Here is a 13,390-nt window from a genome sequence, read left to right on the forward strand (position 1 = left end):
TTATCCTTTTAAATCGAATACTTGACGTTTAAAGAGATGTAATCTCTGTCAGTCATCGCATTTGTTGTTCCTACACCACCAAAGAAGTTGTTGTAAGAAATGTCCGCGCCCCAACGACTTTGATAATCAAAGTTTAGACCTATCGCTACTGACTTTCTGTCCTCTGTAAATAAGAACATAGGATCAGGCGTGATACCCTTAACATCATGAGAGAAAATGATGCGTGGATACATGTTTACCCCAGCAAACACGTTGTTAAAGTCAGCTTTAGCCACTAGACGGTAACCCCAAGCAAAATCTGTTGGGAATGGATTCGTTTCTGGGCCATTGTGTAACGCTTCAATAATGCCAGGCATATCTGGATTACCACCAGAACGTGCCGTACCTGGGCCGCTTAAACGCAACTCATCAAACCCTGGCATATCATGGATCCAAACACCGCCCACTTCTGCAAGCATGGTTAAGTTATCTAAACCTAATGTTGGGCCAAATAAATGAGTGAACGTCATTTGTGCCTGAGTGGTATCACGAGTGATATACCCATCAACAGTTTCTCCTGGTGGATAAACATCCATTTGAGAAATGCCGTCTAAATCTGGACGTAAACCCGCATTTGCTAGCTGTTGAGGCATTGCAGCAAACAGTAATTCGACATCATCGATTTGTAATGGTTCGTCTACACGATGCGCAATTTCACCCGCAACAGATGTATCACCGACCAAGGTGTTGAAGCTGAAACCATATAATTGAATGTCTTCAGGATAAACAATTTGTGATTTAGTGAACGTTTCCATACTCAGCAGTAAATCGCGGTCGATGTTTCCACCACTCGCGGCTAAACGACCGTAATCACGACCAATTGCTTCAGCAGTAAAGTTAGAGGCTGTACCACTGATGATTGGACGACGGCTATGGTAGTTCATGTAGTACAAACCGAACTCAGTTTCGCCTAATTCTGGAGAGTAATAACCTAATTTAATACCATATTGGCCATCATCACTTGGATCTGCAGCATCTTGTACCAACGCAACTTTAGTTGAATATGCCGTCATATAAGCCGCATATGCAGGGTTAAACCCTGTCGCAGCTGCCGCTTCGTATAAACGAGAATATTCTGATATTAAGAAGTCTTGATTAATATCAGGGTTAGAGTTAAACCCTAACTGTGCATTTTGACTGTAGCCACCAAAACCGGCAAAGTCATTGGTTGCAAAGTTGGAGCCTGGTGTAGGAACCCAAATACCCTGCCACTCATATTGATAGAAAGCTTCAACGTTGAGGTTTTCAGTTAACCCTAAAGAAGCCCATACCATCCCTTGAGGACGAAATGCTTCTTTAAGCTCTGAACCTGGCGCATTAAGGATGTTTAAATCAACTGCGTTGATTTCAGCAATACCATGAGAAATCAGCGCACTTTCACCCCATGACACTACCTGGCTACCGACGCGAACACTTAATGGATTAGCACCGTCATTTAAATCCCAGTTACCATAAACAAACGCATCTAATAAGCGAATGTCTTTACATTGCACTTCTGATGCTTCGCTATCTTCACATGGGTCAAACTTTTGGCCTGTTAACGGGTCATTAAAATCGTAAGTGCCGTCATTTAATTTACGGTCATAAAAATACATTCCACGAAGGAATACACCGTAATTTTCGTATTTCAGTGATAACTCATGCAGACCTTTTACAATCTCAGAGGTAGTATCACCTTTGGCATACAATAAGTTACTTAAATCGTTGTTGCTCGAGTATGAACCAGACTGGTCCCAAATTTGAGCCGATGTGTATTTGGTTGAACCAAACGCACCACCAAAAGCAGAATAGCCAGACCAATCAAATTGGGGTTGGTTTACCTTGCCAATTTGACCACTCCAATCGCGGTCAGATACGCGCCAACTTGCACCTGCTGTCCATGTTGAGTCAAATGTTCCTTGAACATCACCCCAATCAAACGAAACTGCTGAGGCTGAAGTGCTCATACCCAAACATAATGCCGACACCACCCCCAAAGCGAGAGCCGACTTGTTAAATCTTTTTTTAACAATATTCATTTTAGTTCATCTCCGTAACCTGTTGGATTAGTTGTTATAGGAATTAAAACCAACATCTTGTTAGCCCACAGGCAACACCATTGTTACAGCATTTAACTATATTGAGCAAGGTCAAAAAAAAGAAAATGTTTAAGAAAATGAACGATGTCCGGTTCAATAGCATCGAAAAAAACACGCTTATATTTGAATTGAGATAATAGAAATGTTTACAAAGAATGAACCACTAATGAAAAAAGTTTATTTTCATACACTTATAAATAATCATCTTATTCACTTTACCATAACATGAATCAATCAAACGTTTGGAGTATATGCTCTAAACTTTATTCAGTGATTTAAAGCTCCCATCATTATTTAACAATAATTTGAACTTACCTTGTATCCCTTGAGGGGTTAGAAATGTTCTAAAATACTTACCATTGATGTGCAACACTCTTCCATGCTGATCACGCACTTCTACTTTTTCAGCAAGCCCTTGGTAGTACGGTAAAAAAGCGTCGTAACTTACATTCAAAGAAAAGTATAATTCCATTGTTTTCTCCACAAAAAAGGAGAGCAAGCTCTCCTTTCTTATTGTCTAATCTGTCATCCGTTAATCTTAATAAGATGACTGTAAAACGACAACTATTAAGCCAACGATTTAGTGACTTTTTCGTATAAATCTTTCGATAAATCGGGCAGACTTTTGAGCTCTTGCAAACACTGCTTCATTAACTCCTGCCTTTTAATGTCAAATTTAGCAAATTGGATTAGCGGAGTAATCATTCGAGAGGCAACTTGTGGGTTACTTTTATTCAATTTAACTAAGATTTTAGTTAAATAGCGGTAACCTTCGCCATCTGCACGATGGAATTGATACGTATTCGCTGCAGCAAACGCACCGATTAATGAACGCACTCTATTGGGATTAGAGAAACTAAAGCTATTGTGTTTAGTTAGCTGTTTAATGTGCTCAATCACATCATCACTATTGATAAGCGCTTGTAAGGTGAGCCATTTATCCATGACTAATGGCGTAGAGTGCCATTTCGATTCAAAGTCACTTAACAAAGCAGGCAAACAAGCTAGTTGCGCGGTGGCCGCAGCCTTTAATGCACCAAGGCAATCAGTCATATTTTGCGCTGCATAATATTGTTTTTCGACCAAGCTCTCATGCACATCAGATACCTGACACAGTAAACTTAGCGCTATATTCTTAAATGCACGAGCACCTGCATCATCGATATTAGCCAGCTCGCGATAGCGTACTAATAATTCATCTTCACATGCGGTGGCTAACTCTTCGACGACAAATTCTCTGGCTTTTGCAAGGGCGTCTAAATCGACAGTATCAACTTGCTCTATTAGCGCTGAAGCAGATGGGATAGATAAGATTTCAGCTACAAGCGCTTGATCAATATTAACATCTAAAATAATACCCCTAAATGCTTCGATAACTCGACTGTCGACGGTCATCACTTGCTGCTGTTGCAACTGGGCAATGTTGGCCCAAATCGTTTGACTGACTAATTGCACCGATGCTTCCCAACGCGCAACTTCACTTGTTGCATAGCGCATTAAATGCACTAGCTTTTCAATGGTAAAGTCATAAACTAATTTAACAGGGGCAGAGAAATCTTGTAACAAAGAAGGCGTTGGTGCAGAACTTATTTCATCGAACACAAATGTTTGAATGGATTTAGTGACATCCAATACTTTATTAACTAACGAGTTCCCTGCACTGTCTAACAACTCAATACTAAATGGGATGTGTAACGTTTGACCTTTTACCCCTTTAGAGACAACCTTTTGAGCAACCGTTAAATGATATTCACCTTTATCAGCGTCAAACTTATCGGTAACCGTCACCACAGGTGTACCCGCTTGACTATACCAACGTCTAAATAGGGTTAAGTCTTTACCGCTGGCATCTTGCATAGCATTGACAAAATCATCGCAAGTGACAGCTTGACCATCATGGCGCTCAAAATAACACTTCATTCCAGCTTGAAAGCCCTCTTCGCCTAGAATGGTGTGCATCATACGGATCACTTCAGCACCTTTATCATATACCGTTACAGTATAAAAGTTGTTCATTTCGATGACACTTTCTGGACGAATGGGGTGCGACATTGGTCCTGCATCTTCAGCAAACTGTTGGTTTTTCATGACACGAATCGCTTGAATACGGTTCACTGCGCGTGAACCAACATCTGAACTGAATTCTTGGTCACGAAATACCGTTAAACCTTCTTTTAAGCTTAATTGAAACCAATCGCGGCAAGTGACACGGTTACCCGTCCAATTGTGAAAATATTCATGACCCACAACCGACTCAATACCGTGATAGTCATCATCCGTGGCACTGGCTTTATCTGCTAATACATATTTAGTATTGAAGACATTTAGGCCTTTATTTTCCATCGCGCCCATATTGAAAAAATCAACAGCGACAATCATGTAAATGTCTAAATCGTATTCTAGGCCAAAGCGAGTTTCATCCCACTTCATCGACTTTTTCAATGATGCCATCGCATGATCTGCTTTGTGTAAGTTGCCTTTATCAACAAAGACTTGTAATTTTACTTCTCGGCCTGATTGCGTGGTAAAACTGTCATTTAATACATCAAAATCGCCCGCGACAAGGGCAAACAAGTAACTCGGTTTCGGAAATGGATCATGCCATTTAACAAAGTGACGTCCTGAGCGCGGCATTTCGCCTTTGTCGACCAAATTACCGTTACTTAATAAAAAAGGAAACGCTGATTTATCGGCCTCAATACGAACGGTATAAATGGCTAGCACGTCAGGACGATCTAAAAAGTAGGTAATGCGGCGGAAGCCTTCAGCTTCACATTGAGTGCAATAAGCGCCATCAGACATGTACAAACCTTCAAGGCTTGAGTTTGCTTCAGGATCTAACAAGGTAATCACTTCTAGCTCAAACTCAGCTTGATCTGTGGTAATAAATAACTGGTTATCATGCTGGCGATAATTTGCAGCCACACCGTTCAATTTAACCGAGCTTAATGATATTTGCTCACCTTCTAATACCAACTCGTGTTGGTGATCACCATTACGGATCACTTTACTTGTCGCTGTCACTTTGGTGTTTTTGCCATCTAAAATGACATTAAGATCAACATGGGTAATGGTGAATACTGGCTTGGCATAATTTTTTAGGTGTTTTTCTTGTGCTTGGCTCATACAGGATCCTTTTCGAACAAACTCATTGATGTCGCAGTGTTTATCGTACCGTTAAACAAATATAACCAGGCAGTTACACCGTTCGTTAAATTCGGTAAAACATATCGATATTAATTTTATTAAGAAAAAACGCGCCTAAGCGCGTTTTTGTTATTACGTTGTGACTTATTTGGTACTAGCGTTAGCCAGTTTTTCTGCATCAGCCATATCTAATGTGATATATGCCGTTTCATCTAAAAATGCATCAGGTAACTTACTGTCATCCGTTGTTTCAATGTCATCCAGCGATTTAACCACTGGCAAACCTTGATGAGTACGACGAGCATTCTCACGGTCTAAAGCGCGTTTATCATCAGACTCACGTGAAGCAATACGCTCACTCTCAACCAGTGAAATCGTTTTATCATCATGATGCTTTTTAAACTCGTTAATATCTTCATAGATATAACTAAACTCAGTATCTGTACTAATACGTGCTTTATGTTTCACATCTAAGTTACTGATTAAGTTTGGCGTAATATTACCTAGTGTGCTGTATTGCGCTACGGGCACTTTGTCCCATGGCAATGCATTTTTCTCTTCAGACTCACCATATTCACCTGGCTCTAGAGCACTAGGGAAACGAACGTCTGGCGTTACACCTTTTAACTGAGTACTGCCGCCATTAATACGGTAAAATTTAGCAATGGTATACTGTACATGGCCGATTGGCTTTTCGTACATATCATAAATTCTGCCTAGGCTTTTGTGCTGCTGGACTGTGCCTTTACCAAACGTCGACTCGCCTACAATAAGGGCTCTGTCGTAATCTTGTAACGCCGCAGCAAAAATTTCAGAGGCTGAAGCACTGTAACGATCAACCATCACAGTCAACGGGCCGTTATATGCACTCTTACCATCGTTATCTCGGTTTTGATTGACACCGCCATTAGCATCACGGATCTGAACAACCGGCCCCATATCAATGAATAAACCGGTTAATAACGTGGCTTCAGTGAGGGCTCCACCGCCATTACCACGAAGGTCAATAATGATGCCTTCAACGTTGTCTTGTTCAAGTTTGGTAATTTCTTTGGCAACATCTTGCGATAAATTCATGTAAAAACCAGGAATTTGAATCACACCGACCTTGCGATTGGCATATTGGCCGTCTTTTGGTTCAACCACTTTAGAGGTTGCCGCTCGATCTTCTAAACGTATTTTGTCGCGTGTAATGGTGACTTCAAAAGGTTTAGCATTTGCGCCACCCTTTTTAGGTAAAATCTGTAATACAACTTCACTGCCCTTTGGGCCTTTAATCAAGTCGACTACATCATCTAAACGCCAGCCAATAACATCAACAATATCTTTATCTTTTTGACCGACACCGACAATTTTATCTTCAGGAGATAATTTTTCACTGTTTGCTGCGGGGCCGCCAGCGACAAGACTTTTGATGACGGTGTAGTCGTCATCCATTTGCAGCACCGCACCGATACCTTCAAGGCTTAAGTTCATTTCCATTTGGAAACGTTCAGCATTGCGAGGCGATAAATAGCTGGTGTGGGGTTCAACACTGCGAGCAAACGCATTCATCACACTTTGAAACACGTCTTCGCTTTGTGTTTGGCTTAAGCGTTTAATCGCATTGTTGTAGCGTTTTTCTAACACCTCAACAATTTCAGGCCATGTTTTACCGGTTAACTTTAGATTTAACGCATCGTACTTAACGCGTTGACGCCATAATTCATTAACTTCAGCGTCATCTTTTGGCCAAGCCGCTTCTTCGCGATCAAACTCATAGGCATCGCCTGCTTTGGTAAAATCAAACTCTTTATCTAAAAGTGTTAATGCATAAGCGAAACGTTCATAACGACGTTTTTGCACCAAATCATACATGGTGAATGCAGGGCTTATATCGCCCGAAGCCACCATATTATCAAATTGATTTTTGTATTGGTCAAAACTAGCGATATCTTCTGCTGTGAGCACATTACGACGATAGTCAAGTTGCTCGAGAAAACGGCCGTAAATTTGTTCAGAAAAAGCATCGTCAAGATTAAAACGATGGTAGTGCGAGCGAGTAAATAAAGTCGTTACTCGCTTGCTAGCCACTTTGTGTTGTGGCTCTTGTGCTAGCTTGGGTAACTCGCTGATTTGAATCGTTGGTGATATTGCCCACGCCGAAAAGCCGACAAATAAGCTGGCAATCGACACGGCCAAGGTAAGTTTTCGCATCAACAAGTACTCCTTAAATTTCTATAATAGTATGTGCTCTACACGTACTTTGATGGTCAAGCCAGTGTCTAACTGAACATGCACATCTTCTTTGTTAATATCAGTTACTACACCAGGAACCGGTGTCGCGCCTAACTTAACATTCACTCGTTGCTTTTGTTTTAACTCTTCAAGCTTTGCAGGCTCAAGTTTAACAACAGGCGCAGCGACAGGTGCTGGACGTTCTTTTTTCACTGGAGCACGTTTAGGTGCGGCTTTCTTCACTGGCTTCTTTGGGGCATTTTTAGGTGCTTGAGCCTGACGCTTAGCTTTAGCCTTTTCTTGGCTTTCTTTTAGCGTCGCCTGAGCATGGTCAATATGTTCTTGCTCTAACTCACCACATTCACTGCCATCTAAATCGATACGCTTTGCACCGGCTTTAACACCTTTGAGGTAGCGCCAGCTACTTGTGTAACGACGAAGAGCAACACGTAATTGTGTTTTACTGACTTTAGAATCATCAGCTAACCGTTCAGCCAAATCTTGAAACAAACCAATCTTTAATGGCTTAGTTTCACCTTCAGCAATAAAGCATAAAGGAAAGGTTTCATATAAATACGCTAAAATTGCGTTGGTGTCGGTCAACTTGTCTGTTGATTCCATTTTTACTTCCACGTTAATAAAGGGACTGGTTCAGCGGCATTAATTGCCATGCAGTCGTTCATCTTTCGCCAAGCTTCATCGTTAAAGCTCAACGTACAAATTATCACTATCCGCCTGTTTGCTAAAGTCATTGAAACAAACCTTAACAATTTAACCGAATTGACTATCAGCTTAAATCATCGCTAACAATGAAATCCAGTACAAATGCGTGCAGCTGCGTATTATAAAGCCCGCCGCAGCGAATGCGACCATGATTTAGTCTTATTTGTTCGCTATTTGAGCAAATAGGCAAGATTCGAAACTTTTTACCATCATTTCTAGGCCAATTTGATCATCTTCATCGAAACGATTCAATAATGGGCTGTCGATGTCTAGAACGGCCACAACCTCTTCGCCGCGGCGAACCGGGATGACAATTTCTGAATTACTCGCCGAATCGCACGCAATATGACCATCAAATTGATGCACATCTGCAACACGCTGGGTTTCATTTAAAGCCGCTGCGGTTCCGCATACGCCCTTACCCATCGCAATTCGAGTACAAGCCACTTTACCTTGAAACGGGCCTAATACTAATTGGTCTGCACGCTTAATGTAAAATCCCGCCCAATTAAGGTCTGTTAAATTATCATTAAGTAATGCTGAAAAGTTAGCCATGCCCGCAATTAAATCGTCTTCGCCTTCTAACAATGCTTGGGCTTGGCGGTTTAATGTTTGGTAAAATTCGGTTTTCATTCTTGTTCCTTAACTCTGGCGCTCATGCTCACTATGGGCATTAACGTCGTTATTCCGCTGATGTATTTTTTGCAGACGCTTTTTTTACTTTTGCTGCAGGAGGGGTTTTAACCTGTACTGTGCCTTTTAGCAAGTTAGAAAGCTCATCTTTATTGTTTGCTAGATAAAATGCGAGTTGTTCGCACTTATTTTCATCAAGCCCTAAATCTGCTTGAGTCAAAAAAGGAAGTAGGTTATCGGCAATATCAAGCATCTTATCGTAGGCGTCAGCCTCCTTTTTCGATGTGAATGTCATCTTTTCCACCCCTTCTCTGACCACGACAAATTGGGTAATCACTGCCATGATATTATCCTCACTGTTTTTATATACAGTACATAGAATCTCATACTATTAACTTATGATGCAAGTGTTCTGATTATTCTGATATTATCAGGCAATGCAGATAGATTGTGTGCTGTATTTTATCAGCCGTCATTTGAGTCAAAAGATGACTTAGCAAGTGTTTGCCTCATTTACAACACCGTGTATGACTATGGATTAAAAACTTTTGATGCATGAACTAGATGACCACGATTCCATCATCTTATGCCGGTCTTGTGATCTGGCAGTCACAAAGCGTGCATTGCCCTCGAGTGCAAGGGCTATTTGCCCGCGTTGCGATACGGTACTATATGACTCACCTTATTGCTCTATTAATGGCATGCTAGCTTTATGCCTTGCTGCATTGTTTATCTTTATCCCCGCGAATTTATTACCAGTATTGGAAATTCACTTTTTAGGCAGTATCCGCACCACCACAGTAATAGAAGCCGCCATTGCCGTATGGACACAAGGATATTGGGTGGTGGGATTAGCCGTATTAGTCGCTGCTGTGATTGCGCCTGCAGTGTTAATTTTATCAATTTTAACGCAAGTTATTATCGTAAAGTTAAAACTACAGCGATCTTTTTGGCAACGCATTTATACTACATTACTCAAAAATCAGGGGTTAATTGCACAAATGACCATGCTTGAAATTTATGTCATCAGTTTTTTAGTGTCAGCATTTCAATTATCCGATTTTTCAGATGTGTATTTTGGTATGGGCACGTTTAGCTTTACCATGTTATTTGTCATTATTTTATTTTTACAACGAGAATATAATCTTGAACACATGTGGAGTTATGTCGATGAACATTGATCAATCATCAACATCTGAGCAGCCCGTTGAGGTCGTTACACAGCAGGGTGTAACTGCACCTAAACATCTACAAGGTAATCAGTTAGGGTTATGTTTATGCTCCGTGTGTAAAAAGCTCAATGTCACGAGCAACAGCCATTGCCGTCGCTGTTTTAGCCCGTTATCGACACGTAATTACGCCAGCGTACAACAAAGTTGGGCGTTGCTTGTTACCGCCACTATTTTATTGGTGCTAGCCAATATCTACCCTATTACACTGTTAACAAATCGTGGAGTTGTGACCAATGACACCATCTTTAGCGGCATAAGCCATCTCGTCCAAACAGGCATGTTTCCGATTGCTATTATTGTGTTTACGGCCAGTATTTTAGTGCCCTGGTTAAAAATATTTGGCCTGGCGACATACTTAGCCGCTATTAGCTTTAACTTACCTATTTCAAAAAGAAAATTAATGGTAGGTTTTCATATTATTGAATGGATTGGCCGTTGGTCGATGCTCGACTTATTTGTTATTTCATTAACCGTTGCACTCGTTAATATGGGGCAATTACTTGATGCTAAACCTGCGCCTGCAGCGACGGCTTTTGCGTTAGTTATTTTACTAACACAACTGGCCGCTAAAGTGCTTGATACTCGTTTACTCTGGGACCGCTTGGAAAAAAAACATGACACAAATTGAATCACCTAAAGTTGTGAAGAAAAAATTATTCTCGCCAATCTGGTTATTGCCCGTAGTCGCGTTAATTTTAGGCGCCTGGCTTGGCGTTAAAAGCATCAAAGAGTCTGGCATTGAAATTGTAATCCATTTCCCGAGTGCAGCAGGCATCGACATTGGTAAAACCTTAGTGAAATACCAAGGGTTAACTGTGGGTAAAGTGTCTGATATCGGTATCGATGACGATTTGAAAGGCGTTAACGTTAAAGTTGTGATGGACTACCGTGCTGATCCATTTTTAAATCAAAATACTTTGTTTTGGCTTGTAAAACCTAAAGCAAGCATTACCGGTGTTGAAGGCTTAGATACCTTATTTTCAGGTAATTATATTGCTATTCAACCTGGTGATGGCCGCTCGGCTACAGAGTTTGAAGCTCAGCGCGAAGCGCCGGCAATTTTACCGGGTAGCGAAGGTATTATGATCGAGCTAAAAGCCCCAAAACTAGGCTCTATTGATGTGGGTTCACCGGTGTTCTTCCGCCAAGTGCCTGTGGGTAGTGTGGTCAGTTACCGCCTTGATGGTAATAAACAAATTATCATTAGTGCATTTGTACAAGAGCAATATACTCACTTAGTACACAAAGACTCCCGCTTTTGGAATGTGTCTGGATTAAAGATTGATGCATCACTGGCAGGCATTAAAGTTAACACTGAGAGTATTGCTTCCATTTTAGCCGGTGGTATCAGTTTCGACAGTGGCTCAGAAACAATTAAGGCGAAGAACGGCGATACTTACCCATTATTTCAAGATGAACAAACCGCTATAGGTGGTGTTATGTTCACACTATTGACTGCTGATGCTGAAGATATTAGCGAAGGGACGGCCATCGTATACCGGGGCATCACTGTCGGTAATGTTGACAAAAAACAACTGACAAAAAACGGAGTAGAATTATCCGTTCGTGTTGATCATCACTATAAAGAACTCATTACCCCTGATAGCCGTTTTTGGTTAAGCGGAGCTGAGCTGTCGCTTAAAGGCATGAAAAATGTTGGCCGATTAATCACGGGGAGTGTCATTAGTGTATTACCGGGTACTCAACCGCAAACAGAAACAATGCAATTCACCCTTGCCTCACAAGCCCCTGACCTACTCAGTGCTGATAAACTGGCTTTAACTGTCGTGGCTTCCACTCACACAGGGGTGAGCAATGGCGCGCAAATACGTTATAAGCAATTGCCCATTGGCCAAGTGGTTAGCGTTAACTTAAGTGATGACTTTACAAGCGTTGAATATCAAATCGAGATTCTGCCTGAATTTAAGAATCTCGTCACTCAAGGCAGCTTTTTTGTGCCAGAAAGTGCATTGGCCATCAATGCCTCCCTTGATGGAGTTAATGTAACAACGCGAGACTTAACCACTATGTTAGAAGGCGCTATTAGCCTTGTTCCTGCTAAAAGTAAGGCTTTGGTTGAAGCAAACAGCACCTTAGCGTTACATGAGTCTTTAGCAACCGCGCAATCTTTATACGCGCAACAACAAATGACCCAGTTAACTTTAAACAGTATTGATGGTGCTGATTTAGTGGAAGGCTCGCCTATTTATTACAAAAAGATGCAAATTGGGGCCGTTGCTAAAATCAATTGGCAGGCTAAAACAGATAAATTCAGTATCGATATTAACATCGACAAAAAGTTTGCACCGCTAATCAAAGCCAATACGGTGTTTTGGCGCAACAATGCCGTATCCATTAATGCAAGTCTTGCTGGTGTGAATATAGATGTAGCGCCACTTAAAGGCGCTATTAATGGCGGTATAACCCTTGGGCATTTAGATGGTAATACTGCAAGCGAAAGCCAGGCGAATCTACGTTTATACGATAACCAGTCTTTGGCGTTAATGCAGGCCAAAGTGATTGACCTCACCTTACCTGTCAGCGCGAAAGTGACACCCAAAGCGGCGATACGATACCAAGGCCATCAAATAGGTGAAATATCACACGTTAAACTTGACCCAAGCTTAACAATACTTAATGCCAAAGCTTATCTTTATGGTGATTATGCGGCTCACTTTAGTCGCGTAGACAGTGAGTTTTTTATTGTAGAGCCGCAAATATCACTTGCGGGTATCAACGCACCTGAAACCCTACTCACTGGTCCTTATATCGGGGTAATCCCAGGAAAAGAAACGTTAACCACTGATGTATTCACGGCTAAAAACCATGCTCGCTTAGATGCAAACGTACCAACTGATGCTGTGAGATTTCAGCTAGTCGATACGCAATTAGGTTCAATTAAAGTGGGTACCCCCCTGTTTTTCCGTGGCATTAATGTCGGTCAGATTGATGGATATCAATTAGCGGATAGCGGTGTTGATATTACGTTATTTGCACATGTGAACGCCCAATACGCTCATCTGGTCAATAAAAGCAGTCAGTTTTGGGATGCCTCTGGGATCAAATTAGATGTTGGCTTATTTTCTGGTGCACAACTAGAAACTCAATCACTTGAAACGATTCTAGCTGGCGGGATAGCCATTGCGACACGAGATGTTACTACTGATTCAAACACCTTGTCTGTCAATGACCGTATCCTCTTGCAACATAACATGCTCGAAGAATGGGCCGAGTGGCAACCAACACAAACCAAGTGATGAACCGTAAATAATGTCTTCGATAAAAAGGCCGATATCACTATCGGCCTTTTTATTTAATCGT

The 13,390-nt window shown here is 41.4% G+C and carries 10 protein-coding genes; 3 read left to right on the top strand and 7 right to left on the bottom strand.

Annotated features, from left to right (window positions below):
• Positions 1–8: 8 nt before the first annotated feature.
• The 7 genes from AC19MV_RS06450 to AC19MV_RS06480 all read right to left on the bottom strand — a co-directional run bounded on the left by AC19MV_RS06450 (position 9) and on the right by AC19MV_RS06480 (position 9,180).
• Positions 9–2,057 (bottom strand): DUF1302 domain-containing protein, encoded by a 2,049-nt coding sequence (locus tag AC19MV_RS06450; protein WP_498306490.1) that lies wholly within the window; start codon positions 2,055–2,057, stop codon positions 9–11.
• Positions 2,058–2,373: 316 nt separating this feature from the next.
• Positions 2,374–2,589, bottom strand: coding sequence for a DUF2835 domain-containing protein (locus AC19MV_RS06455; protein WP_498306492.1), 216 nt, complete (start codon positions 2,587–2,589; stop codon positions 2,374–2,376).
• A 95-nt stretch (positions 2,590–2,684) separates the two neighbouring features.
• Complete coding sequence (gene pepN, locus AC19MV_RS06460; protein WP_498306494.1) at positions 2,685–5,243, bottom strand: aminopeptidase N; 2,559 nt, start codon at positions 5,241–5,243, stop codon at positions 2,685–2,687.
• A gap of 165 nt (positions 5,244–5,408) precedes the next feature.
• Positions 5,409–7,460, bottom strand: a complete 2,052-nt coding sequence (gene prc, locus AC19MV_RS06465) for a carboxy terminal-processing peptidase (RefSeq protein ID WP_432400181.1) — start codon at positions 7,458–7,460, stop codon at positions 5,409–5,411.
• A gap of 21 nt (positions 7,461–7,481) precedes the next feature.
• On the bottom strand, positions 7,482–8,102 hold the full coding sequence (proQ, locus tag AC19MV_RS06470; protein ID WP_498306496.1) for an RNA chaperone ProQ: 621 nt from the start codon (positions 8,100–8,102) through the stop codon (positions 7,482–7,484).
• A 261-nt stretch (positions 8,103–8,363) separates the two neighbouring features.
• Positions 8,364–8,837 (bottom strand): free L-methionine (R)-S-oxide reductase MsrC, encoded by a 474-nt coding sequence (locus AC19MV_RS06475; protein WP_432400179.1) that lies wholly within the window; start codon positions 8,835–8,837, stop codon positions 8,364–8,366.
• Positions 8,838–8,886: 49 nt separating this feature from the next.
• Positions 8,887–9,180 (bottom strand): YebG family protein, encoded by a 294-nt coding sequence (locus tag AC19MV_RS06480; RefSeq protein WP_432400178.1) that lies wholly within the window; start codon positions 9,178–9,180, stop codon positions 8,887–8,889.
• Between the two features lie 208 nt (positions 9,181–9,388).
• Between AC19MV_RS06480 and AC19MV_RS06485 the strand changes: the two genes are divergently transcribed.
• From AC19MV_RS06485 to AC19MV_RS06495, 3 genes are read left to right on the top strand one after another with little or no spacing between them, the layout of a single operon-like run.
• Positions 9,389–10,018: a paraquat-inducible protein A gene (locus AC19MV_RS06485; protein ID WP_432400177.1), complete on the top strand. Its 630-nt coding sequence runs from the start codon at positions 9,389–9,391 to the stop codon at positions 10,016–10,018.
• The gene (locus tag AC19MV_RS06490) at positions 10,008–10,697 is read left to right on the top strand and encodes a paraquat-inducible protein A (protein ID WP_498306498.1); all 690 of its coding nucleotides are present in this window, start codon (positions 10,008–10,010) and stop codon (positions 10,695–10,697) included. Before AC19MV_RS06485 ends, AC19MV_RS06490 begins: the two co-directional genes overlap by 11 nt.
• On the top strand, positions 10,684–13,326 hold the full coding sequence (locus AC19MV_RS06495; protein ID WP_498306500.1) for an MlaD family protein: 2,643 nt from the start codon (positions 10,684–10,686) through the stop codon (positions 13,324–13,326). The genes AC19MV_RS06490 and AC19MV_RS06495 overlap by 14 nt, the downstream gene beginning before the upstream one ends.
• The last annotated feature ends 64 nt before the right edge of the window (positions 13,327–13,390 follow it).

Source organism: Shewanella sp. MF05913, from assembly GCF_059758095.1.

What these genes read in the sequence shown, in the direction of transcription:
- AC19MV_RS06480 (WP_432400178.1), bottom strand. Translation starts at nt 9,180, where the DNA reads ATGGCAGTGATTACCCAATTTGTCGTGGTCAGAGAAGGGGTGGAAAAG.
- pepN (WP_498306494.1), bottom strand. Translation starts at nt 5,243, where the DNA reads ATGAGCCAAGCACAAGAAAAACACCTAAAAAATTATGCCAAGCCAGTA.
- AC19MV_RS06495 (WP_498306500.1), top strand. Translation starts at nt 10,684, where the DNA reads ATGACACAAATTGAATCACCTAAAGTTGTGAAGAAAAAATTATTCTCG.
- proQ (WP_498306496.1), bottom strand. Translation starts at nt 8,102, where the DNA reads ATGGAATCAACAGACAAGTTGACCGACACCAACGCAATTTTAGCGTAT.
- AC19MV_RS06485 (WP_432400177.1), top strand. Translation starts at nt 9,389, where the DNA reads ATGCATGAACTAGATGACCACGATTCCATCATCTTATGCCGGTCTTGT.
- AC19MV_RS06450 (WP_498306490.1), bottom strand. Translation starts at nt 2,057, where the DNA reads ATGAATATTGTTAAAAAAAGATTTAACAAGTCGGCTCTCGCTTTGGGG.
- AC19MV_RS06475 (WP_432400179.1), bottom strand. Translation starts at nt 8,837, where the DNA reads ATGAAAACCGAATTTTACCAAACATTAAACCGCCAAGCCCAAGCATTG.
- AC19MV_RS06490 (WP_498306498.1), top strand. Translation starts at nt 10,008, where the DNA reads ATGAACATTGATCAATCATCAACATCTGAGCAGCCCGTTGAGGTCGTT.
- prc (WP_432400181.1), bottom strand. Translation starts at nt 7,460, where the DNA reads ATGCGAAAACTTACCTTGGCCGTGTCGATTGCCAGCTTATTTGTCGGC.
- AC19MV_RS06455 (WP_498306492.1), bottom strand. Translation starts at nt 2,589, where the DNA reads ATGGAATTATACTTTTCTTTGAATGTAAGTTACGACGCTTTTTTACCG.